Below are 24,766 nucleotides of genomic sequence, written 5' to 3'. Positions count from 1 at the left end.
TTTCTCCGGAGGTCGGGTACCGGAGGATGGACGAGTAAGGGACATGCGAAGAACAGAAGAATCCGCCGCTTCACGGCATCCCGGGTGAATTGCGGGAGCGGGTTCTAGCATGATAGACTGGAAATTCGAAGGGAGAGGTGGTCTAGATGAGAAAGCTGAAATGGATGGCGTACATAGCATTCGCCGCGGTGCTGCTCCTTGGAGCCTGCGGCGAGGGCAAGGCCGGAGATTCCGGAGACTCTGACGAAGGGGAGACCATCCCGGCCGGCGGTCAGACGGAGACCGGAACAGAAGACGGGGAAACCGGGGACCCGGAAGGAAACGAAGCCGGGACAGACGCCGATGAGGAGGAAGCCGCTCCGGAGGAGGAGGAGACAGAGCCGGCCGGCCCGCTCTATGAACTGAATGAAGCGACATGGGCATTCTCGCCGATCGGCGATGCCGAACCGAAGGCGGCGCTCCTGACGTTTGACGATGCACCGGACAAGCATGCACTTGAATTGGCGAAGACGCTTTCCGAGAAAGATGCACCCGCGATCTTCTTCGTCAACGGGCATTTCCTGGACACGGATGCCGGGAAGGAAATGCTGAAGGAAATCCATGACATGGGCTTTCCGATAGGAAACCATACGATGACCCATGCGGATCTGAAGGGGCTGACCGAAGAACAGCAGCGTGAAGAGATTCTGGGCGTCAATGAAATCGTCGAATCGGTCATCGGCGAAAAGCCGCGGTTCTTCCGTGCCCCGTTCGGCTCGAACACGGACTTCAGCCGGCAGCTTGCAGAAGAGGAAGGCATGCTCATCATGAACTGGACATACGGGTACGACTGGGAAAAGCAATACATGGATGCCCAGGCGCTGGCAGACATCATGGTGAACACCGAATATCTGAACAATGGGGCGAATCTCCTCATGCATGACCGTGAGTGGACAGCCGCAGCCCTGCCGCAGATCATCGACGGCCTGCGGGACAAAGGCTACACGCTGATCGATCCGGCGACGATCAAACTGCCGGAAAAGTGAGGACGGGGCAAGTTTCTGATTGGGGAGAGGGCTGCATTTTCAATGCAGGCTCCCGTGCCGGGACCTGCACGGAAAAAGAGCGGACCGGCAGGCACGGAATAAATGGAAGCACAGCAAAAAAGCAAGGACGGCGGCCTGCAGGAAATCGGCCATCGTCCTTGCTTTTTGCTTTTTGTGAAAATCTATTTGCCGGCGGCTATCCGGGTCTTCGATCAGGAAAGGAACGGCATCTGTTCACGGATGACGAGAAGCGATCCGATCGTGTCGTCCTCGGGTCCCTGGACAGGGAGGCCCGCCTTCATGTTCATCCGGATATAGTCGATGTTGTCACGGGTGATGATTTCCCCCGGGATGACAATCGGAATGCCCGGCGGATACACCATGATGAACTCTGCCGAGATCCGTCCTTCCGCCTCTTCCAGCGGGACAGGTTCCGTATGCGCGTAAAAGGCATCCCTCGGAGAAAGGGCGAGTGCGGGGATCTCCGGCAGTGTGACGAACGGAGGATGTTCGGTTCCGTCCGGGGCAAAGGTCCCGGCCAGCCGCTTCAATGCATTGATCAGCAGATTTGTCTCACGGGATGTGTCGCCGATCGTCAGGAGGCAGAGGATGTTATACAGGTCGGACAGCTCCACTTCGATGTTCGCCTGTTCCCTCAGCCATACTTCCGCCTGGCTGCCCGTGATGGACAGATCCTTGACGCTGATGAGCAGCTTCGTCGGATCGGTATCATGTGAAGCCGAGCTGTGGATCAGTTCCTGACCGGGACACCAGAGCCCCGGAATCTTGTTGATGCGCTTCCGGGTGTCGCGGGCGAGCCGGATCGTTCCGTCGAGCAGTTCCCGGCCGTCCACCGCAAGCTGCCTGCGTGCACAGTCGATGGAGGCGAGGATCGGATAGGAAGTGGAAGTCGTCGTCAGCATGGAGAAGATCGACTGGACGCGCTTGCGGCTGACGAGGCCTTCTTTCAGATTGAGGACCGAGCCCTGCGTCATGGCCCCGCCGAGCTTGTGGACGGAGGTGGCGGCCAGATCCGCGCCGGCCGCCATCGCGGAAACCGGGAGCCGGTCATGGAAATGGATATGGACGCCGTGCGCTTCATCGACCAGTACGGGCACGCCGTATGAATGGGTGATTTCCACGATCCGTTCCAGGTCCGCGCATACCCCGTAGTAGGTCGGATTGATGACGAGGAGGCCTTTTGCATCCGGATGGGCGGCGAGCGCCTTTTCTGCAGCTTCTGCAGAAATTCCGTGGGAGATCCCAAGATCCGGATCCACTTCCGGATGGATGAACACAGGAATCGCTCCGGCGAAGACAATGGCGGACATGATGGATTTATGGACATTCCGCGGCACGATGATCTTGTCGCCCGGCTCGCAGACGCTCAGGATCATCGTCATGATCGCCCCGCTCGTCCCCTGCACGGAAAAGAAGGTGTAATCGGCGCCGAAAGCCTCGGCGGCCAATGCCTGGGCCTCCTGGATGGGGCCTTTCGGGGCATGCAGGTCGTCGAGGGGCGAGATGTTGATCATGTCAATCGACAGGATGTTGTCTCCCGCAAACTCACGGAAAGCGGGATCCATGCCCCGGCCTTTTTTGTGCCCGGGTATATGAAACTGGACCGGGTTCCGGTCCCGATGTTTTAACAACGCTTGAAATAACGGAGTGTCGTGCTGGGACAATCGTCTGCCTCCTCATGGTGATGCGAGATTCAAGGGGAATTATAGCACCGCCCGAACCCGTTGTCATCGACAAATTGCACGGCGGTTCAACTTCCGCGGCGAGTGCGATATGATGGGGGAAAGGGGGAATGTTCATGGATTGGAACACAAGGGTGTCCGGACTGCTCGGGATTCGGTATCCGATTGTCCAGGGGGGACTGGCATATCTGGCCTACTCGGATCTCGCGGCGGCCGTCTCGGAGGCGGGGGGCCTCGGCCAGATTACGGCAATGAGCCTGCCTGGGCCGGATGAGCTCAGGGAGGAGATCCGGAAAGTCAGGCGGATGACGGACAAGCCGTTCGGTGTCAACTACGCCATCGGCCAGCACGGCAGGCCATACGAGCACATGCTCGAAGTGGCGGTCGAGGAGAACGTCCCCGTCGTCACGATGACGGGCGGGAACCCGGCGCCCATACTTGAACGGCTCGCCGGGACAGGCATCAGAAAGCTCGTGCTCGTGGCGGCAGTCCGCCAGGCCCAAAAAGCGGAAAGTCTCGGAGCGGACGCGGTCATGGTCGTCGGCCAGGAGGGGGGCGGGCACCTGGGAAGGGACGATGTCGGCACGATGGTGCTTATCCCGAGAGTTGCCGACAGCGTGAACATCCCGGTCATCGCCTCCGGGGGCATCGGCGACGGCCGCGGATGGATGGCCGCACTGGCGCTCGGCGCGGAAGGAATCGAGATGGGCACCCGGTTCATCGCCACCAAGGAATGCGTCCATGCTTCGGACGTGTATAAAAACGCCCTGCTTGAGGCAAAAGAAACGGGAACGGCCGTCATCAAGCGCCGGATCGGAACCCCTGCACGGGCACTGTCCAATGAATGGACCGACAAAATCCTCCGGACCGAGGAGGAGACCCCGACCTACGAGGCGCTCAAGGACCTGATCAGCGGCGAGGCGAACCGGCGCTATATCCATGACGGCGACACGGCCCGCGGATACGGCTGGGCCGGGCAGGTGGCCGGCCTCATCGAAGACGTACCGAGCGTGGAAGGCCTGATCGGGCGAATGGTGGAAGAAGCGGAGGGAATCCGCACAAGATGGTGCCCGGGCACAAATTGAGGAGGCGGTCAAAGTGGAATATTCTTATCCGCTCGAACCAGACTGGACGACCGAAGAGATCATCGGCGCGGTGAAATTCTTTGAGTCTGTCGAGAAAGCGTACGAAAAAGGAATCAGGCGGGACGAACTGATGGACGCCTACCGGAGATTCAAGGAAATAGAACCGTCGAAGGCAGGAGAAAAACGGATTTTCAACGAATTCGAAGAAGTCAGCGGCTATGCGCCCTGGCCGGTCATCCGGCAGCTGAAGGACGCTCCGGATGACCGGATCATAAAAGGAGCGGGGGCATGATGCCCGCCGCTCCTTTCATTTCCGTCCGGTGAGTGACCGGTAGACCGGCAACAGCCGGTCGAACGTATCTTCCGCCAAAGCAAGGAATTCTTTTTCGCTCATTCGCACCGCTTCTTCACGGGGGATGTGCCTGCCCACGAGGAATTCCCCTTTTTTCACGGTCTTGAGCCGCTCCAGCAGCCGGATGACTTCATCCCCGCCGTCCTCATGGACCGGAGAAGCTTCCGGGGACATGTGGTCGCCCGAAACGATGAACTGCCCAGGCAGGCTGTCAAACAGCTCCGTATCTTCCAGCAGCCGGTCCGCCATCATCTCTTTCCCCGGCAATTCATAGACGAGGGCCAGGATGACGAACACTTTGGAGCCGAACAGGCCGATCTGGAAATGCGGCAGCGACTTGTAGCCGCGGCTGCTCGTCGACCAAGCGACCCAGGTGTCCTTCGGCGGATTCACCTTCCTCCTTGCATGCCTGGCCACGTGGGGATGGAACTCTTCGCCGAGCACCGAGGAGAAGTAATGTTCAAAATGGCCGCCGAGTGCTTCCAGCTTCGGACGGACCGTAGAAATCAGCGCTTCCATCCGCGGTTCCAGGCCTTCTATGGAAAATACCTCGAAGTCTTTTTCATCCCATTTCATTCCGTTCATGGGTCCACTCCTTTCCTTCTACACGTTTATTGTAGCAAAAAACGGGGAACAATCTTTGCAACAGGGCATCTCACCAGCCGGACCCGAAAGCGGCTGCATAGATTACAGTGAGGTGACCGAAAATTCCGTGAAAGGGTGCATACACCATGAAACAAGTCATCCACGTAATCCGCAAGGCAGACGTTGAAAAGCAGTACGTGAATATGCTGACGCTTGAACTGGACTATGAACTCGCGACCCTCTATGATGCGATGAGCCAGTCGGATTCGGAACAGCAGGAAAAGAGCAAAAAACGTCTAAAGGAGATCCACACCGAGCTGGAGAAATACGATGCATTTGCTGCAAATTGAATCAGTCAGTGAGCGGGGGGATCCGGATTCATCCGAGTGTTTGATTGGATGAAGCGGATCCCCTTTCGGTATAATCGACAATGATGCGCGTGTGATCGGAGAACGTGCCGGAAGGGGGAGCCAAGTGGACTGGGGAATGATTGACCGGTATTCCAAGTCACTGATCAAGGAGGCGGGACACAGGATCCGCGTGTCGTTTGCCCGTGAGATACACATCGACACGAAAGATGACGCCAACGACCTGGTGACCGACATCGACAGGGACATTGAGCAATTTTTCATTTCAAGGATCCGCAGGGACTTCCCTGATCACCGGATTCTCGGAGAAGAAGGCTTCGGTGACAAGGTGGAGACAAACGACGGGGTCATCTGGATTCTCGACCCGATTGACGGGACGATGAATTTCGTCCATCAGAAACGGAATTTCGCGATTTCCCTCGGCGTCTACGCAGACGGCATCGGGATGCTCGGATACATCTATGATGTGATGGCCGACGATTTTTATCACGCGGTCCGCGGCGGCGGGGCATATCGGAATGACGAGCGGCTTCCGCAGCTGGAGCCCACGCCGCTAGCCGAGGCGGTCATCGGCGTGAACGCCAGCTGGGTGTGCCCGAACCGTTATGTCGACCATGAGCCGGTCATCCGGCTCGTGCAAGACTGCCGCGGCACCCGTTCGTACGGATCGGCGGCGATCGAGCTTGCCCATGTGGCTGCCGGCCGCCTGGATGCCTATCTTTCCATGAGGCTTGCACCGTGGGACATTGCCGGCGGCTCCGTCATCGTCGGCGAAGTCGGGGCAGTGACGACGGACCTCCGGGGAGAGGAGCACGACATGCTGACGAAAGGGACGTTCATCGCTGCCCGGCCGGGACTGCATGAGACGATCCTCGGCGATTATGTCAGATTGAAAGAATGAAAAAGAGCGAGCGCAGCGGACCTCTCAGCCGGTCCGTGCGCCGCTCTTTTTTGCGAGCTGCCGATCTTATAATAGTCCCTTCTCGCGCATCGCTTTTTTCGTCTTGAAGCCGAAGCCCATGACGGCGAACAGAAGCACGATGGCCCCGATGAAGCCGAGGATGCTTTTCGCACCGATCGCAAAGCCGATGGCGATCATCGATGCCAGTGCGGCAAGGGCGTAAAGGACAAAAACCCATTTGACTTTATTCATGGCCTACCCTCCGGAAAACGGACATTGCCGTATTTAAAAGATGACAAACGGCCATCATGTGTTATAATAACACAGTTATAAATCCGGCAACAGAAAAGTGAGTGAAAATATGACAACGCTTCGTCAAGATATACGCAACATCGCCATTATTGCACACGTTGACCACGGGAAAACGACATTGGTCGACCAGCTTTTGAAACAATCCGGCATCTTCCGGTCCAATGAACATGTCGATGAGCGTGCCATGGACTCCAATGACATCGAGCGGGAGCGGGGCATCACGATCCTCGCAAAAAATACAGCCGTCCAGTACCAGGACGTGAAGATCAACATCCTGGACACGCCCGGACACGCCGATTTCGGCGGGGAAGTCGAACGGATCCTCAAGATGGTCGACGGTGTGCTCCTCGTTGTCGACTCTTATGAAGGCTGCATGCCGCAGACCCGCTTCGTACTGAAAAAAGCGCTTGAGCAGAATCTCAAGCCGATCGTTGTCGTGAACAAAATCGACAAGGACGCCGCACGTCCGGCGGAAGTCGTCGATGAAGTTCTCGAACTCTTCATCGAACTCGATGCAAACGACGAACAGCTTGAATTCCCGATCATCTATACTTCCGGCATCAACGGGACGGCGAGCCTCTCCCCGGATCCGGCAGACCAGGAAGAGAACATGCAGGTGCTGTTCGAATCCGTTCTGGAACATATCCCGGCACCGGTCGACAACCGCGACGAGCCGCTTCAGTTCCAGGTTTCCCTTCTTGACTACAGCGACTACGTCGGCCGGATCGGCATCGGCCGGGTTTTCCGCGGCAGCATGCACGTCGGCCAGCAGGTCGTGCTCATGAAGAACGACGGCACGCAGAAGAATTTCCGGATCACGAAAATGTCCGGATTCCTCGGCCTGAAGCGTGTGGAGATCCAGGAAGCCTTCGCGGGCGACCTCGTTGCCGTTTCCGGGTTCGAAGACATCGATGTCGGCGAAACGGTCTGCCCGGTCGATCATCCGGAAGCTCTTCCGGTGCTCCACGTGGACGAGCCGACGCTCCAGATGACGTTCCTCGTCAACAACAGCCCGTTCGCGGGACGCGAAGGGAAATGGATCACTGCCCGAAAAGTCGAGGAGCGTCTCGAACAGCAACTCCAGACGGACGTTTCCCTCCGTGTGGATCCGACAGACTCTCCGGACGCCTGGATCGTCTCCGGCCGCGGTGAGCTCCACCTCTCGATCCTGATCGAGAACATGCGCCGTGAAGGCTTCGAGCTCCAGGTTTCCAAGCCGGAAGTCATTGTCCGTGACATCGACGGTGTCCGGTGCGAACCGATCGAACGGGTCCAGATCGACACGCCTGAGCAGTACACGGGCTCCGTCATCGAATCCCTCGGCGAGCGGAAGGGCGAAATGCTCGACATGGTCAACAACGGCAACGGCCAGGTCCGGCTCGTCTTCAACGTGCCGGCACGCGGACTCATCGGCTATACGACCGAGTTCATGACGATGACCCACGGCTACGGGATCCTGAACCATACGTTCGACTCCTACCAGCCGATGTCGAAAGGCCGCGTAGGCGGCCGCCGGCAGGGCGTCCTCGTCTCGATGGATAACGGCACGGCGACCACCTATGGTATAATGCAGGTGGAAGACCGCGGCACCATCTTTGTCGAGGCGGGAACCGAAGTGTATGCCGGTATGATCGTCGGCGAGCACAGCCGGGAAAATGACCTCACCGTCAATGTTACGAAAATGAAGCAGCAGACGAACGTCCGTTCCGCAACGAAGGATCAGACCGCATCGATGAAGAAACCGCGCATCATGTCTCTTGAGGAAGCACTGGAATATCTCAATGACGACGAATATTGCGAAGTCACGCCGGAATCGATCCGCCTGCGCAAAAAGCTCCTCGACAAGAACGAACGGGAGCGGAGCGCCAAGAAAAAGAAAATGGCTGAATCCGAGGCGTAATCGCATCCGAAAGGAAGATCCGTCTTGAAAGATTCGAAAGTGTACGAGGCGATGTCGCCCATCGCCCGTGCAATTTATGAAGGGATGCCCACGACCGATTCAGCGGGCTATGTCCTGCTGCTGGTCGTGTTCGCCCTGTCCGCCTTCGTTTATCACCTCGGATTTGCGAAGAAGCTGAAGTTCTGGCAGAATGCCGTCATCTATGCATTTCTGTTTGTCGGCTGCCTGGTCCTCACCTTCCTGGCATTTTTCCTTCCGATCGTCGAAGGCCTGATTGTGGCGGCGCTCATCCTCATCATCTATAAGGTCCGGAGAATCTCCGACCGCAAACACGAACAGGGAAAATCCACGTCCGCATGAGACGTGGATTTTTCTTTTTGCAGGGACCGAAGTTGTGTTCCGCAGGCCCGGGCGGCACCTTAAAGCGGGACCGGATGAGATTCCGCTGCGGACAGGGGGTCCGCACCCGCTTGGCACCATTTCGGACCCGCTTCGCACCATTTCGGACCCGCTTCGCCGCTTTTCAAACCCGCTTCTCCGGCCCCAACAATTTCTGACCCCGCTTAAGTCTATTTTGCACCCGCTCGGCCGTTTTTCGAACCTGCATCCCGGTGTCGTCCCCAGTCAGATACAACCGCGGGATCCCCCATCTGCGTGCGCCCACTGAGAAATAAAAAGAGCCGGCACCCTGGAAAAGCAGTGCCGGCTCTTGATGTTTTTCCCGCGGCCTTACGGGCGCAGCTTTTTGGATGGAGCCGTGACGGAGGGACGGATCAAAATCGCTCTTCCGTGCTGGCGGATGTCCTGCGGAACCGGAATTTCCCGGTCGCCATCCGCTGTGCGGTCCGTGCCGAGATGCGTTCATGGCATTCCGGGCACATATACGTATGGATCGGACGGTTCCTCAGCTGTTTGGCCTCCGGGCAATCATCCGGCAGTTCGCCTTCGCGGTCGCAGAGAACACACTTCACTAGCATGGCGGCGCCTCCTCAGACGATGGTGATCGATTGGACGGCTTTGATCGGATTGTCGAGGTTTGAACCGTCCGGGAACAAAAGCCAGGCAGGGCCGTCCTCTTTTAGCGGCTGGCCCGTCACGGAAAATTGGAAGATCAGCGAACCGGCTTCTTCGACGGGGAAGCGGTGTTCTTCGCCGCCGGCAGTTCCGAAGACGACTTCCTTTGCGTCTTCGCGGATGCCCGCATTTTTCAGGAAGGGGTCGAGGACGATGCCGAATGTGCCGTTCAGCAACTCGGTCTTCTTGAACTTCCGTTCCGTCTTGAGTGTCGGGGGATAGGTCGCCCCCTCCATGATTTCACGGGACCAGTGTTTGGATGTGGCTTTGACATAGTCGCCGAGTTCATCCTTTTCCTCCCGTCCCTCCGTGAAATAAGTGGTCAGGTCAATCTTCCGGTCATCGAAGATCCACGTGCCGGGGTCGAGCGTTATCGTATAATCCACATTTCCCTTAATCGGAATGATCATTGGTATTCCTCCTCTAAAATGTCGCATGTCCAGTATACAGTTTTAATGATGCCGACAAAAGGGGATTGTCCGGCAAACTTGGTTGACCGCTTGCATTTTGTCCGTTGAAAAGATACACTTTAGAAGATATACGATAGAAGATAACCTGCTGATGGGGGCGGTTTCATGGATACTAATGTGCAACCGGCGGCGTATCATGAAAAGGCATTGGAACTTCTTCAGGCGGACGCGGAAAAGATCGCTCAGCTGATCAAAGTCCAGATGGACCACTTGACGATGCCGCAATGCCCTCTTTATGAAGAAGTGCTGGATACACAGATGTTCGGACTTTCCCGGGAGATCGAGTTCGCTGCGAAGCTCGGACTGATCGACAGGGAGCAGGGCCGGGAGATCCTGGCTTCGCTTGAAAGGGAATTGTCTGTCCTGCATGATGCATATACGAAGAAATAAGGCAAAAAACTCAAACACATACAGCGGTTTGAGTTTTTTGTTTAATGAAAGATTGGAGTTTTTCAATGCGTGAATATATAAGACGGTATGCCAGGAATTTCGACTTCCCGCTCTTTTTCACCTGGCTTGTCCTATGCCTGTTCGGGCTCGTCATGATTTACAGTGCAAGCATGGTCTGGGCGGTCAACCGCTACGGATGGGAAGCGGACCATTTTTACAGAAAGCAGCTCCAGAACCTGCTGGTCGCCGTACCGGCCCTGTTCGTCGGCGCCTTCATCCCGTACCGGCACTACAAGCGCACCGGATTCATGGTGCTGTCCCTGGCGGTGACGGGCCTGATGCTCATCGTCGTCCATTTTATCGGATTCGGGGATGATGTCGGGGCCAGGAGCTGGATGAAGGTCGGGCCGATCAACGTGCAGCCGTCCGAAATCGCGAAAATTACATTCATCCTGTACTTTGCGGGTGTCTTCTCCAAGAAATTCGAAAAGGGCACGATCAACGACTTCAACAATTCGGTCATGCCGCCGGTCTTCCTGCTGGCTCTGGCGCTGTTTTCGATTTTGACCGAGACGGACCTCGGAGCGACGATCATCCTGTTTGTCATCGGCGTCTCCGTCATGGCTGCGAGCGGCATGAAGCCGAAGGTCTTTCTTAAATTCTCCGGGCTTGTCACGTTGGCGGTCGGCATCTGCGTGGGCGTGATGCTCCTCGCCGGGAAAAAAGTCCTGACGGATGGCCGCCTGAGCCGGATCACCACTTTCCTCGATCCGTTCAATGACCCGCTCGGAGACGGCTTCCAGCTCATCAACGGCTACCTTGCCATCGGCGCCGGCGGTCTCAAGGGGCTCGGGCTCGGCGAGTCCGTGCAGAAGATGGGCTATCTGCCGGAGCCCCAGACAGACTTCATCATGGCGATCATTTCGGAGGAACTGGGGGTGTTCGGGGTCGCGATCGTCCTCGGCGGCCTCGGGTTCATCGTGCTCCGTGCCATCGTGGTTGCACTGAAGACGAAAGATCCCCAGGCGCGCATGATCGCGGCGGGCATCGGGAGCCTGTTCGGATTCCAGACGTTCGTCAACCTCGGGGGGATGACCGGGCTCATGCCGCTTACGGGGGTTCCGCTTCCCTTTATTAGCTATGGCGGAACTTCTCTAATCCTGCTATCCTTTTCTTTAGGGATACTGCTAAATGTATCCATGTTCGTCAAGAGCGAATCAAGACTGAAGTGAAGGAGATGGGGAAATGGGGAAAATCCAGAAAATCCTTGTGGCAAACCGGGGGGAGATTGCCATCCGGATCTTCCGGGCTTGCACGGAGCTGAAGATCCGGACGGTCGGAATCTATTCTGCGGAGGACAACGGTTCCTTCCACCGCTACAAGGCGGATGAGGCCTATCTCGTCGGCAAGGGGAAAAAACCGATCGATGCCTATCTGGATATCGAAGGCATCATATCAATCGCGAAGGACTCGGGGGCGGATGCCATCCACCCGGGGTACGGGTTCCTCGCGGAAAACCTGGAATTTGCCAGGCGCTGTGAAGAAGAAGGGATCATCTTCATCGGGCCGCGCTCTTCCCATCTGGATATGTTCGGTGACAAGGTCAAGGCGCGCGAACAGGCGATCCTTGCCGGACTGCCGGTCATCCCGGGAAGTGACGGCCCTCTTTCTTCACTTCAAGAAGTCGAAACATTCGGCGAAACACACGGCTATCCGATCATCATCAAAGCGGCACTCGGCGGCGGGGGACGCGGCATGCGGGTTGTCCGGTCCGCAGAGGAGACGGCGGAAGCCTTTGAGCGCGCCCAGTCGGAGGCAAAGGCGGCATTCGGATCATCCGAAGTCTATGTCGAGAAGTTCCTCGACAAGCCGAAGCACATCGAAGTCCAGGTCCTGGCCGATACATACGGCGAAGTCGTCCATCTGTACGAACGTGACTGCTCGATCCAGCGCCGCCACCAGAAAGTGGTCGAAATTGCGCCGTCCACCGCGATTGATGACGGACTCCGGATGGACATCTGCAACGCCGCTGTCCGGCTTATGAAAAAGGCGGACTACGTCAATGCCGGCACAGTGGAATTCCTCGTTGACGGCGACCGGTTTTACTTCATCGAAGTGAACCCGCGCATCCAAGTGGAGCACACGATCACGGAAATGGTGACCGGCATCGACATCGTCCATGCCCAGATCCATATCGCGGAAGGCAGGGCCCTCCACGATCCGGAGACCGGCATTCCCTCACAGGACAGCATCCCGCTCTTCGGCTATGCCATCCAGTCGCGCGTGACGACGGAGGATCCGCTCAATCATTTCATGCCGGATACGGGCAAGCTGATGGTCTACCGCTCCGGCGGGGGCTTCGGGGTCCGGCTCGATGCGGGGAACGGGTTCCAGGGGGCGGTCATCACACCGCACTATGATTCCCTTCTCGTCAAAGTGTCCACATGGGGGATGACTTTCCGTGAAGCCGCGGCCAAGATGGACCGGAACCTGCAGGAATTCCGGATCCGCGGGATCAAGACAAACATCCCGTTCCTGGAAAATGTCGTCAAGCATCCCGACTTCCTGAGCGGGAACTACAATACGGCGTTCATCGATGAAACACCGGAACTTTTCCTCTTCCCTGCACGCAAGGACCGGGGGACAAAGCTGCTCAGTTACCTCGGGAATGTGACGGTGAACGGTTTCCCGGGCATCGGCAAGGCGAAGAAACCGGTGTTCCATTCGCCGAGGAAGCCGGCCGCCGATCTGTCCCTCCCGCCTGCGCACGGCACGAAACAGATCCTTGACGAAAGGGGCGCCGAGGGGCTTTCGGACTGGATCCTGAAACAGGAGGACGTGCTGCTCACCGACACGACGTTCCGGGACGCACACCAGTCTCTGCTGGCCACCCGGGTCAGGACGCATGACCTGCTGGAAATCGCGGATGAAACGGCGAGGCTCATGCCGGATCTCTTCTCGCTGGAAATGTGGGGCGGCGCGACATTCGACGTCAGCTACCGCTTCCTCGGGGAAAGCCCGTGGGACCGCCTGCTGAAACTGAGGGAGAAGGTCCCGAACGTGCTGTTCCAGATGCTGTTCCGCGGCTCGAACGCCGTCGGCTATAAAAACTATCCCGATAATGTGATCCGGGAATTCATCAAAAAATCTTCGGATGCGGGAATTGACGTGTTTCGGATCTTCGACAGCCTGAACTGGATCAAGGCGATGGAAGTCGCGATCGACCAGACGCGCCTGTCCGGCAAAGTCGCGGAGGCGGCCATCTGCTATGCAGGGGATATTCTGGACGACGGACGGGACAAGTATACGGTCTCCTATTACAAGGAGATGGCAAAAGCCCTTGAAGATTCCGGTGCTCACATCCTGGCCATCAAGGACATGGCCGGATTGCTGAAACCGGAGGCCGCCTACCGCCTTGTCTCGGAACTCAAGGACACCGTGTCGGTTCCCATCCATCTGCACACCCACGATACGAGCGGAAACGGGATCTACCTGTATGCACGCGCCATCGATGCCGGCGTCGACATCGTGGACACCGCCCTCGGCGCCATGTCGGGCCTGACTTCGCAGCCGAGTGCATCCGCGCTTTACCATGCGGTGGAAGGGGGCAGCCGCCGGATCCGCACGGATGTCGGCTCTCTCGAAAAACTGTCCCACTACTGGGAAGACGTCAGAAAAATGTACGGCCACTTCGAAAGCGGGATGGTCAGCCCGCACAGCGAGATCTATTTTCATGAAATGCCGGGTGGCCAGTACAGCAACCTGCAGCAGCAGGCAAAGGCGGTCGGGCTCGGCGAGCGCTGGGATGAGGTCAAGGAAATGTATGCACGCGTCAACATGCTGTTCGGCGATGTCGTCAAAGTGACCCCGTCATCGAAGGTCGTCGGGGACATGGCGCTGTTCATGGTGCAGAACAACCTGGACGAGCAGTCGGTCATCGAGCGGGGCCGGTCAATCGATTTCCCGGATTCGGTCATCGAATTTTTCCGCGGGGACATCGGTCAGCCGTACGGCGGATTCCCGGAGGAGCTGCAGGAAGTCATCCTGAAAGGCCGGGAGCCGATCACGGTTCGCCCGGGCGAACTGCTGGAGCCATACGATTTCGAGAAGGCGCGGGAAGAACTGTTCAACCGACTCGGACGTCCCGTCTCAAGCCATGAGCTGCTTGCACACGCACTCTATCCGAAAGTCTTTGAAGATTACAGCACCCAGCACGAAAAGTTCGGGGATGTCTCGGTGATTGATACGCCGGCCTTCCTCTATGGATTGCGGATCGGTGAAGAGATCGAAGTGGAGATCGAGAAAGGGAAGACACTCATCGTCAAGCTTGTGTCGATCGGGGAAGTACAGTCTGACGGTACCCGGATCCTCTACTTTGAGCTGAACGGCCAGCCGCGGGAGATTTCGGTGACGGACGCATCCGCAGAAGTGGATACCGTCCAGAGGAGAAAGGCGGAAAAAGGCAACGCACGGCAGATCGGCGCAACGATGCCGGGGACCGTCCTGAAGGTCGCCGTCGACCGGGGAAGCCGGGTCAAGCGCGGGGAGCACCTCCTCATCACGGAAGCGATGAAGATGGAGACGACCGTCCAGGCACCATTTGACGGGACCGTCGAGGAAATCCTCGTATCGGCGGGAGATGCCATTTCCACGGGTGACCTGCTGATAGAGATGAAGGAAGACTGAACAGCCGCAAGTTTATTTGCACAGAGGAGTTTTTATGAGGCAAAAACAGGGAAGCTGACAAGAGAACGTCAGCTTCCTTTTTCTGTGTGCTGAGAAACCTTACAATTAAATGGCCGATCTCTTCAGTCTGCACGGTTAAGCCGGCGGCCGGAAGAGAAGACTGGGAGACATGTGTTCGGCCCTTTTCGGGCACTGCGATCATTGTCCGCATTGATTCTGTCCGCGTCCTGAGTGCAAGAGGAACGCACCGCGGCCGTGTTGTGGTCCGTCAAAAGTGCCGAAGATAAAAAAGAAGAAGCTGTCCGGTGATGGACAGCTTCTTCCGGGTATTGCACCGGTCATACTTCCGGGCGTCCCCCGTCCCGCATCTGCCTGTGCCTGCTTCTGGATACGAGCAGGACCATATAGCAGAGGAGGCCGAAGAGGAGGGAGATGATGAGTGAGTGAACAAGTGCGGCGGCCAGGTTCAGGCGCGTGAATACGACTGTCGCACCGGTCGTGGCCTGTGCAAGGACCAGGATGAATGCGGCGAGCCAGCCCCGGCTGACGACTTTCTGGTCCTGATAGTTTCTCCATGCATGGAAGGCGATATAGCCGATCCAGACGATGATCAGGAAAGCGGCCGCCCTGTGGCTCATCTGCACCCACTCATGCATGTTCGTCGGGAGGCCGATGTCGTTGTTCCGGCAGAACGGCCAGTCCCGGCATACGAGGCCGGAATCCGTGTGCCGGACGAGGGCCCCCGTGTATACAACGGCGTAGGAGTAGAGTGTCACGCCGAGCGTATGCCATTTCAGTTTCGGACCGATCCGGACTTTGTCGGCGTCAAACTTCCTGTCGACTTCAAAAATGAGAAGTGTAAGGAGGAAAACTGCGGCAAAGGATATGAGCGAAATGCCGAAGTGGAGGGCCAGGATGAAATCTCCCTGTCCCCACTTGACCTGGGCAGCCCCGATGAGTGCCTGGAGGATGAGGAAGAAGAGCGCCATAAATGACAGGAACTTTGTTTCCCGGATATGGCCGAGCGCCTTCCATGACCAGACGGAGAGGATGACGATGAGAATTCCGACCGCTCCGGTCACGAGCCTGTGTGAAAACTCGATCAGCACTTCAGCGGTGATTTCGGTCGGGATGAGCTGGCCGTTGCATCCGGGCCAGTGCCTGCCGCATCCCATTCCGCTGTCCGTCTTCGTCACGAGGGCACCGCCGAGCAGGATGGCGAGCATGCCGATCGTTGAAGCGACGGCGATCCATTTTAAATTCTTGCTGTAACGCATGATGACACCTTCTTTATGTGTTCTGACCCGCCCCGGAGACGGTGTCCGCTTTTTTGATGATATCGGAAATGGAATGCAAATACAACGCCGGGCCTGCGGCCTTCCCGGACAAGTGGGACCATTTCACAATTTGTTCATAAAAAAGCCCTATTGGCTTCACAAAAGAAAAATTGAAATGCTTTACTATAGATATGTTGTGAATTTATGACCGACGTTCCGCTTCCATTCGACAAATTTGGGTTAAGTATAGAATTGGGCCTGAATTTCCGATATAGTAAACGTTAGCGGGTGTTGCCGGCAGTATGAAAGGAGGGGTTTCATGACAAACAGTCGCACAATCACGGCCGATCAGGCGGAGACGGAATCCGCCACTTTCCTAAAAGATTTTCTGGCACTTATCAAGATCGGCATCGTTAATTCGAACGTGATTACGGTGTTCACGGGCTTCTTCCTTGCCGTACAGTTCTCCGGCAGGCACTTTCTGCATGAATTGGATTTGATGATCTACGCGGTTTTCGGTTCCGCACTGATCGTGGCGGGAGCAGCTGCGATGAATAATCTGATCGACCGCGACATCGACCCGATCATGTCCCGGACCAAGTCCCGGCCGACGGTGACCGGCCGCTTCAAAGCGACGTCGGTTTTCACCATGTCGGTCGCGTTCATGCTGGCGGGGGAGATTCTCCTGTTCTCGGCTTCCACGAACGCAGGTCTGTGGGGCCTCGCCGGGATTTTTGCTTATGTCGTCCTTTACTCGATGTGGTCAAAAAGGCGTCATGCCGCAAACACGGTCGTCGGGGCCATTTCGGGGGCAATCCCGCCTCTGATCGGCTGGGCGGCCGCAGAGCCGTCTCTCGGCATGGGCGCCTGGGCGCTGTTCCTCATTATGTTCGTATGGCAGCCGCCCCATTTTTACGCGATCGCCATGAGAAGGACAGAGGAATACCGGGCAGCCGGCATTCCGATGCTCCCGGTAGTGAAGGGCTTTAAACGTACAAAGCGTTCGATGCTCGGCTGGGTGCTGGTGCTCTTCCCGCTGCCGTTCCTGCTTCCGCAGCTCGGCACGGCATTCTTGATCCTCGCCACCTTGCTGAACCTGGGCTGGCTATTCATAGCCCTGAAAGGATTCAAAACAGGCGATGAGATCAAGTGGGCAACCCGGATGTTCGTCTATTCCCTGAATTACATGACGATCCTGTTCGTCTCGATGATCATCTTCTCGGTCATCGCATGATCCCGGAATTCTTTCTTATCAAGAATTCATCATAAAAGGGCATCACGGTCCTCATACTTAAAAAACAACTATGAAAGAGAGGTTTGGTTAATCGATGATGAAAGGACTTAAGAAATGGCGCTTTCCGGCAATGCTTGCCGCACTCGCACTCGTCCTGTCGGGATGCGGTGAAAATTACCTCTCGACACTGAGGCCGGCGGGCGAAGTGGGCCGCGAGCAGTTCAACTTGCTCATCCTCACTTCCTTGATCATGTTGCTCGTCATCCTGGTCGTCGTGGTCATCTACGTGGCGGCGCTCGTGAAATTCCGCCGTTCCCGTCTTGGCGAAGACCATATGCCGCAAGATGTCGAAGGCAGCCACAAGCTCGAGTTCATCTGGACGGCCATCCCGATCGTCCTCCTGCTGATCATCGCAATCCCTACAGTTTACTATACGTACAAGCTCGGGGACGTATCGGCAATGGAGAAAGCGGATGAAGAGGGCAACCCTGAACACCTCGTTGTCGATGTGACAGCGAAATTGTACTGGTGGGAGTTCGAATATCCGGAATACGGAATCGTGACTGCCCAGGAGCTCGTCGTGCCGACAGACGAAAAAGTGTACTTCAACCTGAAAGCCGCAGACGTCAAGCACTCCTTCTGGATCCCTGCCATCGGCGGCAAGATGGATACGAACGTGGACAACCTCAACAAGTTCTACCTCGTCTTTGATGAAGAGTCCAAAGACCTGAAAGACGGCGTGTTCTACGGTAAATGTGCGGAGCTTTGCGGACCGTCCCACGCGCTCATGGACTTCAAGGTCAAGACGATGAACCGTGATGACTTCGATGGCTGGGTCGCAGCAATGAAAGATACGGAGAACCAAGTGGCCGACAAAGATTCCTCTGACGCAGGCGAAGCCGCATTTGCCCAGAGCTGCATCGGCTGCCATGCCACATCTGCAGTAGGCTCCACCGGTGCCGCAGGTCCAAACATGGCAACTTTCGGTGACCGTAACCGTGTTGCGGGCTACCTTGACCATAACAAGGAAAACATCGTCAACTGGGTCCAAGATCCTCAAAAATACAAGCCGGGCAACCTGATGCCTGCTTTCGACAGCCTTTCGGATGAAGATCTGGATGCGATTGCGGATTATCTGCTCGGACTGAAAGTCGAAGAGTAAGGTAAAGGAGGCTACAACTGTGACAACTGCTGCGAATACAGTCGCACAAAAGAAAGGGTTCGGCGCCACGCTGTGGGACTGGTTGACGACAGTCGACCATAAAAAGATCGGCATCCTTTACCTGATCGGGGGCGGATTCTTCTTCGTCCTCGGCGGGATCGAGGCTCTCATGATCCGCCTGCAGCTTCTCGTGCCGAACAACGACTTTGTAAGTGCAGGTTTCTTCAACGAACTGATTACGATGCACGGTACGACCATGATCTTCCTGGCGGCGATGCCATTGCTGTTCGGCTTCATGAACGCCATCGTGCCGCTGCAGATCGGGGCGCGCGACGTTGCGTTCCCGTTCATCAACTCTCTTGGTTTCTGGATGTTCTTCTTCGGCGGCCTCTTCCTGAACCTCAGCTGGTTCATCGATGCGGCACCTGATGCCGGCTGGACATCGTATGCATCCCTCTCGCTCGCTTCCACGGGCCACGGGATTGACTTCTATGCGATCGGTCTCCAGATTGCCGGGGGCGGCACGCTCATGGCGGGGATCAACTTCCTCGTCACGATCATCAACATGCGTGCACCGGGGATGACCTACATGCGGATGCCGCTCTTCACATGGACGACATTCGTCGCTTCGGCACTCATCCTGTTCGCATTCCCTCCGCTGACGGTCGGCCTGTTCTTCCTGACATTCGACCGGATGTTCGGCGGTAACTTCTTTGATGTGGACTACGGCGGGAACACGATCATCTGGGAGCATATCTTCTGGATCTTCGGGCACCCTGAAGTTTACATTCTCGTTCTTCCTTCGTTCGGGATCTTCTCGGAGATCTTCACGATCTTCTCCCGGAAGCGCCTGTTCGGTTATTCGGCAATGGTCTTCGCGACCGTGCTGATCGGGTTCCTCGGCTTCATGGTATGGGCCCACCACATGTTCACGGTGGGCCTCGGGCCGACCGCCAACGCAATCTTCGCGGTTGCCACGATGGCGATCGCCGTTCCGACAGGGGTCAAGATTTTCAACTGGCTCCTTACGATGTGGGGCGGAAGCATCCGCGTCACGACCCCGATGCTGTACGCGCTCGGGTTCATCCCGTCGTTCGTCATGGGCGGTGTCACAGGGGTCCAGCAGGGTGCTGCGCCGCTTGACTATCAGCTCCATGACTCGTACTTCATCGTCGCCCACTTCCACTACGTCATCGTCGGCGGTGTGGTCCTGGCCATCCTGGCAGCGACTCATCTTTACTGGCCGAAGATGTTCGGTACAATGCTGAGCGAGAAACTCGGCAAGGTAACGTTCTGGTTCTTCTTCATCGGGTTCCACATGACGTTCTTCCTTCAGCATTTCCTCGGTCTCATGGGGATGCCGCGCCGTGTCTGGACGTATAATGCGGACCAGGGCTGGGATCTGTTCAACATGATCAGCTCGGCGGGTGCGCTTCTCATGGCGATCGGCGTCATCGTCATGGTGATCAACATCATCATGACAACAGCGAAAAACGAGCGCGTCGGCAACGACCCTTGGGAAGACGGCCGCACACTCGAGTGGGCGATCCCTTCGCCGCCGCCGTTCTACAATTTCGCGCAAACGCCGCTTGTACGCGGTCTTGACACGTACTGGATCGAAAAGCAGGACGGCAACAAAAAAGGCTACATTCCGGCTGAACCGCTTTCCGACATCCATATGCCGCATGGCTCGTTCATCCCGTTCGTCATGTCGCTCGGCCTGTTCATCGCCGGGTTCGGCGCCATGTTCCGCGTCGAACACAGCTGGGGACTACCGGTTCTCATCGCCGGCCTTGTGCTGACATTCCTGTCGATGTCCCTGCGTTCCGTCAAGGATGACCTTGGCTTCTACGTGACGAAAGAAGAAATCCTCCGCACTGAAAGGGGGAGCAAATAATGGATCTGAACACTAAATTCACGCCGAAGTCGTGGCCTGACCATCCGGAAACGGCGACGATGGAAGCAAAAAACAAGTTCGTGGGCTTCTGGCTCTTCCTCGGCGGGGAGACCATCCTGTTCGCAACATTGTTCGCGACTTACCTGGCCCTTCGGAATTCGGTTCCGAGCGGCAACGATTTCTCGACCCAGACACTGTTTGAGCTTCCGCTCGTCTTTGTCATGACGATGCTGCTCCTCACTTCGTCCCTGACAAGTGTCTATGCGATGTACCACATGAAGAACTACAACTTCAAGGCCATGCAGGTCTGGCTCGCCATCACCGGCTTCCTGGGCCTCGGCTTCCTCGGCTTTGAGGTATATGAGTTCCACCACTATATCAGCCTCGGCTTCACTTACGGCAACAGTGCGTTCAGTTCGGCGTTCTATACGCTCGTCGGAACACACGGACTGCACGTGGCGATCGGCCTTGTCTGGCTCTCGCTGCTCATCCTGCGCAATGCGCGACGCGGTCTGAATCTGTACAACGCGACGAAGTACTATACGTTCTCGCTGTACTGGCACTTCATCGACGTCGTCTGGGTATTCATCTTCACGGTAGTCTACCTGATGGGAGTGGTCGGTTAAGATGGCACACGATATCGAGATCATTGAAAAGACGCCGGCAGAATATAACTACAAGAAACGGAATGCCGACCGCGCCATGCGCGGCCAGCTGATGATGTTCGCGCTCATGATCTTCATGACGCTCATCTCCTTCACGGCAGTCCAGGCAGGTTTTTCGCCGCTGTTCGTCATTCCGGTCATCTTGCTTCTTGCAGCAGTCCAGGTCGGCCTGCAGCTGTATTACTTCATGCACATGAAAGAAGAGGGCCACGGCCTTCCGGCCATGTTCATGTACACGGGTGTGCTGATCGCATTCCTGACGGTCCTGACGTTCGTCACCATCGTCTGGTGGTAAGCACCGGAAACGCCATGAGAGCTTTTGCTCCATGGCGTTTTTGTATGTCCCGGCGATGAATGTGTCATACTTCGTTCATTGATATGGCCACAGGCTCCACTTATAATAAAAGGAGTCAATCTAAAAGGAGCGATCGCAATGGTGCCTATCAGCATTTTTGGCTTTGTGGCTCTTTGGAGTCCGTATTTCTTTGCATCTCTCGTTGCATTGTTCCTGCTCTATCTTCTGATCACCGTCAAATGGCGGGACCGTTTCTCGGGCAGTGAACCGCTCAAGAGAAGCGAACTCATATCGTTTTCGGTCGGCATGATTCTCGTCTACGCGACAAAGGGTTCGCCCGTGGATCTGCTCGGACATATCCTGTTCACGATGCATATGGTCCAGATGGCCATTCTCCTGCTTGTCGCCGCACCATTCCTGATCATGGGGATTCCGGGATGGATCTGGAAAAAGGTGTTCAGCGTTCCGGTGCTCGGATCGGTGCTCCGTGTCATGACGAAGCCGGTCATCAGCCTGCTTTTGTTCAGTGCCATGTTCTCCGTGTATCACCTGCCGCTCATCCTGGATACGATCAAGCTGAGCCTGCCGCTGCACGCCGTGTTCACGATCACCCTGTTCATCTCGGCGCTGTTCCTCTGGTGGCCGATCGTCAACACCATCGGCGTTACGGCAAAGCTGCAGGGTCTTCATAAGGTCGCCTACATCATTGCGAGCGCCATCCTCATCACGCCGGCCTGTGCACTCATCATCTTCGTGGATACGCCCGTGTATGCAACATACCAGAGCGGGGAGTCCTGGCTGCAGGCAATGGCGCTCTGCGTGCCGGCCTCCACGCTCGGCACATTGGCCAGTGCAGGATTGTCAGGTCCTGAAGTCTTTACCAAAATGCCGATCTTGTACGATCAGCAACTCGGCGGTGTCATCATGAAAGTGCTGCAGGAGATCATCTACGGGGTCGTCCTCGGCCGGATCTTCATCAACTGGTTCCGACATGAGCGCGACAATGCCGATGAACTAACCAAAAAACAATTGCTGGAACGGGAACGGCTTTCGATGTATAGCTGATCCCGGCAAGCCATAGGGGGAAAACTTCCGATGACCGTTCCGTTTCTGCCCACACTCAGCACCTTCTTTATCGTGCTCAGCGCCGTTCTCGTCGCGGTGGGCTGGTGGCTGATCCGCCAAAGAAGAATAGAAGCACACAAAAAAACCATGCTTGCGGCGGGAGTGTCCGCGCTCCTGTTCTTCATCATCTACCTCTCGCGGACCGTCTTTATCGGCAACACATCTTTCGGGGGACCGGACAGCCTGAAGATCTACTACACGGTCTTTCTGGTCTTCCATATCTTCCTTGCCACGGTCGGTGCCGTGTTCGGCCTCGTGTCCATCTGGACGGGCCTGAAAGAGGTTCTTCCGAGACACCGGAAAATCGGGCCGGTCACGAGCATCATCTGGTTCTTTACCGCCATCACCGGTGTCGCGGTGTATCTGCTGCTTTATGTGTTTTATAAAGGCGGAGAGACCACTTCCGTTTTCCGGGCCATCCTCGGATATTGACAGGATAGGAAAATGAATCATCAAGCAAGGCCGCCGGAGAACATCTCCGGCGGCCTTGTTTTTTCTGTCCGTCCGCCTGACGGAGCAGACTCGGCGCAAAATCCTGTCCCCAAAAAGAATGGCGCCTGGCTGGCATCTGTGCGAATGAAAAGCCCGCAGACGGCGGACCGTCTGCGGGCAGGGATGTAAAATCAGACTTTAAAGTTGAACCGGATGATCCCGGCTTCCTTTGCGGCATTGAACAGGATGACGACAAGGGGCCCTGCAAACAGGCCGAGGAACCCGAACAGCTTCAGACCGAGGAACATGGCGATCAGGGTGGCGAGAGGGGACAGGCCGATCTGCGATCCCATCACTTTCGGCTCGACGGTCCTGCGGACGATGAGGAGGATGACGGCGAGAATGGCAAGCTTTGTCCCCTCCGCGACGTCGCCGCTCGCAAATTGATAAATGGACCACGGGGCCAGTATGATGATCGACCCGAGAATCGGAATGATGTCGATGATCCAGATGACGAGCGACATGACCACGGCGTACTGAGGCGTGATGATGAGCAGGCCGACGAACGTGATGGCGAGGATGATGAAGGAAACGAGCACCTGCGCCTTCATGAAGCCGAAGATCACCGAGTTGATCCGGTCGAGCAGGAGCCTGACCTTTTCGCCCGTTGCATCCGACATGTACTTGAACATCATCAGGCGCAGGGCCGGAAGTTCGAGCATGAACATGAACAGGGCGATCAGGTAAACGATCAGGCTGACGAGGAAGTTCGGGATCCCGGTCAGCAGGCCGGTGATCGTATCATAGTTGACGAATGAGAGGAGGGAATCCCTCAGAGATTCGATGAGCCGGTTCATCTCATTCTGAATCGCCTCGACCGCCTCCAGCGGCATTCCCTCTGTGTAATTGAACAGCTTGTCCTGCATGTCGATCCAAACGCCCGTCGCATTGTTGAATTTCTCGGGGGCGGATTTGGTGAACTCGATCAGCTTGCCGAACAGCCGGGTGATGCTGAAGTAAAACAAGAGGACCAGCAGCCCCATAAAGGAAATGAATGTGGTGATGACAGTCGTCTTCCGGCTCCACTTGAACCGGATCATCACAATCTTGACGAGCGGCTCAAGGAAGATGGCCGTGATCAGGGCGAACAGGAGGGGAAGTGAGACGGGCAAAATGAAAACGGCAAACACGATTGCAGCCGCGATGAGGAAAAAGAGTGTGATTGTACGGCGGTTGAGCCATCTGGACATGCAGCAGTCGCTCCCGGAAACATGATATGTCCATTATATCCAACAGCCAACTGTTTGAATAGGCGATTCTTTATGAAAAATGCAAGGAAGAATACCGATATCAATAAAAAACGGCCCGCCTCCGATTGGAGACGGGCCGTTGCGGTGCCTTATTTGGTCAGGTTATACGGCTTGAGGTCCTCCTGGACTTCAAGAAGTGTTTTCGTGCAGCTCTTGACGAGGGAATCCGGGAATACTTCATCTTCCCCGTATTCCACGCCGTGCGGGTAGTAATGCTTGCCAAGCACCGGCTTTTTCAGGTGCATCGTCGCGTGGCCGGAGCCGACATCCCCATCGGTCGTGTAGCCGAAGACGCGGAGATAATAAGTGCCTTCCTTGAGGACGATCTTTTTATCGTAGCTGACGCGTTCGTAGTCCCACTGTTCGGCGCGGATCAGCCCGTGCTTGTGCATGATTTCGTCCAGAAGCGTGAGTTCGGCTGTCACGCCTTCGATCCCGGTGTTCTCAAAGTACATGATTCATTTGCCTCCTTTGGGCCGGTCTGCCCTTGTCCCTATACCCTCTTATGATAGAACAAG

At 56.4% G+C, this 24,766-nt stretch carries 25 protein-coding genes; 17 read left to right on the top strand and 8 right to left on the bottom strand.

The features are described from left to right. The first annotated feature begins 146 nt into the window (after positions 1-146). Positions 147-1,025 (top strand): polysaccharide deacetylase family protein, encoded by an 879-nt coding sequence (locus tag B0B07_RS01660; RefSeq protein ID WP_076756634.1) that lies wholly within the window; start codon positions 147-149, stop codon positions 1,023-1,025. Positions 1,026-1,237: 212 nt separating this feature from the next. On the opposite strand, the gene B0B07_RS01655 is transcribed toward B0B07_RS01660, so the two are convergent. After that, positions 1,238-2,710 carry an aminotransferase class I/II-fold pyridoxal phosphate-dependent enzyme gene (locus tag B0B07_RS01655; RefSeq protein ID WP_076756633.1) on the bottom strand — a complete coding sequence of 491 codons (1,473 nt, stop codon included), beginning with the start codon at positions 2,708-2,710 and terminating at the stop codon, positions 1,238-1,240. A gap of 134 nt (positions 2,711-2,844) precedes the next feature. Here B0B07_RS01655 and B0B07_RS01650 point away from each other — a divergent pair, with 134 nt between their 5' ends. Both B0B07_RS01650 and B0B07_RS01645 read left to right on the top strand, forming a co-directional pair. Next, a complete protein-coding gene (locus B0B07_RS01650) occupies positions 2,845-3,813 on the top strand; it encodes an NAD(P)H-dependent flavin oxidoreductase (RefSeq protein ID WP_076756632.1) in 969 nt (322 codons plus the stop codon). Between the two features lie 13 nt (positions 3,814-3,826). Continuing rightward, positions 3,827-4,105 carry a UPF0223 family protein gene (locus B0B07_RS01645; protein ID WP_076756631.1) on the top strand — a complete coding sequence of 93 codons (279 nt, stop codon included), beginning with the start codon at positions 3,827-3,829 and terminating at the stop codon, positions 4,103-4,105. 15 nt (positions 4,106-4,120) lie between these two features. On the opposite strand, the gene B0B07_RS01640 is transcribed toward B0B07_RS01645, so the two are convergent. Beyond that, a complete protein-coding gene (locus tag B0B07_RS01640; RefSeq protein ID WP_076756630.1) occupies positions 4,121-4,750 on the bottom strand; it encodes a YktB family protein in 630 nt (209 codons plus the stop codon). 146 nt (positions 4,751-4,896) lie between these two features. Here B0B07_RS01640 and B0B07_RS01635 point away from each other — a divergent pair, with 146 nt between their 5' ends. Both B0B07_RS01635 and B0B07_RS01630 read left to right on the top strand, forming a co-directional pair. Continuing rightward, positions 4,897-5,100, top strand: a complete 204-nt coding sequence (locus tag B0B07_RS01635; protein ID WP_076756629.1) for a hypothetical protein — start codon at positions 4,897-4,899, stop codon at positions 5,098-5,100. A 124-nt stretch (positions 5,101-5,224) separates the two neighbouring features. Beyond that, positions 5,225-6,019: an inositol monophosphatase family protein gene (locus B0B07_RS01630; RefSeq protein ID WP_076756628.1), complete on the top strand. Its 795-nt coding sequence runs from the start codon at positions 5,225-5,227 to the stop codon at positions 6,017-6,019. A gap of 66 nt (positions 6,020-6,085) precedes the next feature. Here the strand turns inward: B0B07_RS01630 and B0B07_RS01625 are convergent, their stop codons facing one another. Next, positions 6,086-6,271 carry a YlaF family protein gene (locus B0B07_RS01625; RefSeq protein WP_076756627.1) on the bottom strand — a complete coding sequence of 62 codons (186 nt, stop codon included), beginning with the start codon at positions 6,269-6,271 and terminating at the stop codon, positions 6,086-6,088. A 109-nt stretch (positions 6,272-6,380) separates the two neighbouring features. Here B0B07_RS01625 and typA point away from each other — a divergent pair, with 109 nt between their 5' ends. Continuing rightward, on the top strand, positions 6,381-8,231 hold the full coding sequence (gene typA, locus B0B07_RS01620) for a translational GTPase TypA (protein WP_076756626.1): 1,851 nt from the start codon (positions 6,381-6,383) through the stop codon (positions 8,229-8,231). Between the two features lie 24 nt (positions 8,232-8,255). Beyond that, complete coding sequence (locus B0B07_RS01615; RefSeq protein ID WP_327078151.1) at positions 8,256-8,591, top strand: YlaH-like family protein; 336 nt, start codon at positions 8,256-8,258, stop codon at positions 8,589-8,591. A gap of 413 nt (positions 8,592-9,004) precedes the next feature. Here B0B07_RS01615 and B0B07_RS01610 read toward each other — a convergent pair whose 3' ends face one another. Beyond that, positions 9,005-9,208, bottom strand: a complete 204-nt coding sequence (locus B0B07_RS01610; protein WP_076756625.1) for a YlaI family protein — start codon at positions 9,206-9,208, stop codon at positions 9,005-9,007. A gap of 12 nt (positions 9,209-9,220) precedes the next feature. Continuing rightward, positions 9,221-9,715: a hypothetical protein gene (locus B0B07_RS01605; RefSeq protein WP_076756624.1), complete on the bottom strand. Its 495-nt coding sequence runs from the start codon at positions 9,713-9,715 to the stop codon at positions 9,221-9,223. A gap of 165 nt (positions 9,716-9,880) precedes the next feature. Between B0B07_RS01605 and B0B07_RS01600 the strand changes: the two genes are divergently transcribed. The 3 genes from B0B07_RS01600 to pyc all read left to right on the top strand — a co-directional run bounded on the left by B0B07_RS01600 (position 9,881) and on the right by pyc (position 14,851). Further along, entirely contained in the window at positions 9,881-10,165 is a 285-nt protein-coding gene (locus B0B07_RS01600) for an Fpa/YlaN family protein (RefSeq protein ID WP_076756623.1), read from the top strand. A 65-nt stretch (positions 10,166-10,230) separates the two neighbouring features. After that, complete coding sequence (locus B0B07_RS01595) at positions 10,231-11,397, top strand: FtsW/RodA/SpoVE family cell cycle protein (protein WP_076756622.1); 1,167 nt, start codon at positions 10,231-10,233, stop codon at positions 11,395-11,397. Positions 11,398-11,410: 13 nt separating this feature from the next. Further along, positions 11,411-14,851 (top strand): pyruvate carboxylase, encoded by a 3,441-nt coding sequence (gene pyc, locus B0B07_RS01590; RefSeq protein WP_076756621.1) that lies wholly within the window; start codon positions 11,411-11,413, stop codon positions 14,849-14,851. A gap of 338 nt (positions 14,852-15,189) precedes the next feature. On the opposite strand, the gene B0B07_RS01585 is transcribed toward pyc, so the two are convergent. Further along, on the bottom strand, positions 15,190-16,128 hold the full coding sequence (locus tag B0B07_RS01585) for a COX15/CtaA family protein (protein ID WP_076756620.1): 939 nt from the start codon (positions 16,126-16,128) through the stop codon (positions 15,190-15,192). A gap of 319 nt (positions 16,129-16,447) precedes the next feature. Here B0B07_RS01585 and cyoE point away from each other — a divergent pair, with 319 nt between their 5' ends. From cyoE to B0B07_RS01550, 7 genes are all read left to right on the top strand, one after another. Further along, positions 16,448-17,362, top strand: a complete 915-nt coding sequence (cyoE, locus tag B0B07_RS01580; RefSeq protein WP_076756619.1) for a heme o synthase — start codon at positions 16,448-16,450, stop codon at positions 17,360-17,362. Between the two features lie 94 nt (positions 17,363-17,456). Next, on the top strand, positions 17,457-18,524 hold the full coding sequence (coxB, locus tag B0B07_RS01575) for a cytochrome c oxidase subunit II (RefSeq protein WP_076756618.1): 1,068 nt from the start codon (positions 17,457-17,459) through the stop codon (positions 18,522-18,524). A gap of 19 nt (positions 18,525-18,543) precedes the next feature. Further along, positions 18,544-20,421 carry a cytochrome c oxidase subunit I gene (gene ctaD, locus B0B07_RS01570; protein WP_076756617.1) on the top strand — a complete coding sequence of 626 codons (1,878 nt, stop codon included), beginning with the start codon at positions 18,544-18,546 and terminating at the stop codon, positions 20,419-20,421. Continuing rightward, on the top strand, positions 20,421-21,047 hold the full coding sequence (locus B0B07_RS01565) for a cytochrome c oxidase subunit 3 (RefSeq protein ID WP_076756616.1): 627 nt from the start codon (positions 20,421-20,423) through the stop codon (positions 21,045-21,047). The genes ctaD and B0B07_RS01565 overlap by 1 nt, the downstream gene beginning before the upstream one ends. Before the next feature lies 1 nt (position 21,048). Continuing rightward, on the top strand, positions 21,049-21,381 hold the full coding sequence (gene ctaF / locus B0B07_RS01560; RefSeq protein WP_076756615.1) for a cytochrome c oxidase subunit IVB: 333 nt from the start codon (positions 21,049-21,051) through the stop codon (positions 21,379-21,381). A gap of 141 nt (positions 21,382-21,522) precedes the next feature. Further along, a complete protein-coding gene (gene ctaG, locus B0B07_RS01555) occupies positions 21,523-22,446 on the top strand; it encodes a cytochrome c oxidase assembly factor CtaG (RefSeq protein WP_076757458.1) in 924 nt (307 codons plus the stop codon). Positions 22,447-22,476: 30 nt separating this feature from the next. Then, positions 22,477-22,938, top strand: a complete 462-nt coding sequence (locus B0B07_RS01550) for a DUF420 domain-containing protein (RefSeq protein WP_076756614.1) — start codon at positions 22,477-22,479, stop codon at positions 22,936-22,938. A 191-nt stretch (positions 22,939-23,129) separates the two neighbouring features. Here the strand turns inward: B0B07_RS01550 and ytvI are convergent, their stop codons facing one another. Further along, positions 23,130-24,188, bottom strand: a complete 1,059-nt coding sequence (gene ytvI, locus B0B07_RS01545; protein WP_076756613.1) for a sporulation integral membrane protein YtvI — start codon at positions 24,186-24,188, stop codon at positions 23,130-23,132. Positions 24,189-24,337: 149 nt separating this feature from the next. After that, the gene (locus B0B07_RS01540; RefSeq protein WP_076756612.1) at positions 24,338-24,703 is read right to left on the bottom strand and encodes a YugN family protein; all 366 of its coding nucleotides are present in this window, start codon (positions 24,701-24,703) and stop codon (positions 24,338-24,340) included. Positions 24,704-24,766 lie beyond the last annotated feature (63 nt).

The sequence above is a fragment of the Edaphobacillus lindanitolerans genome (genome assembly GCF_900156305.1).
Lineage (GTDB): Bacteria > Bacillota > Bacilli > Bacillales_A > Planococcaceae > Bhargavaea > Bhargavaea lindanitolerans.
This window is presented reverse-complemented; position numbering and strand designations above follow the sequence as displayed.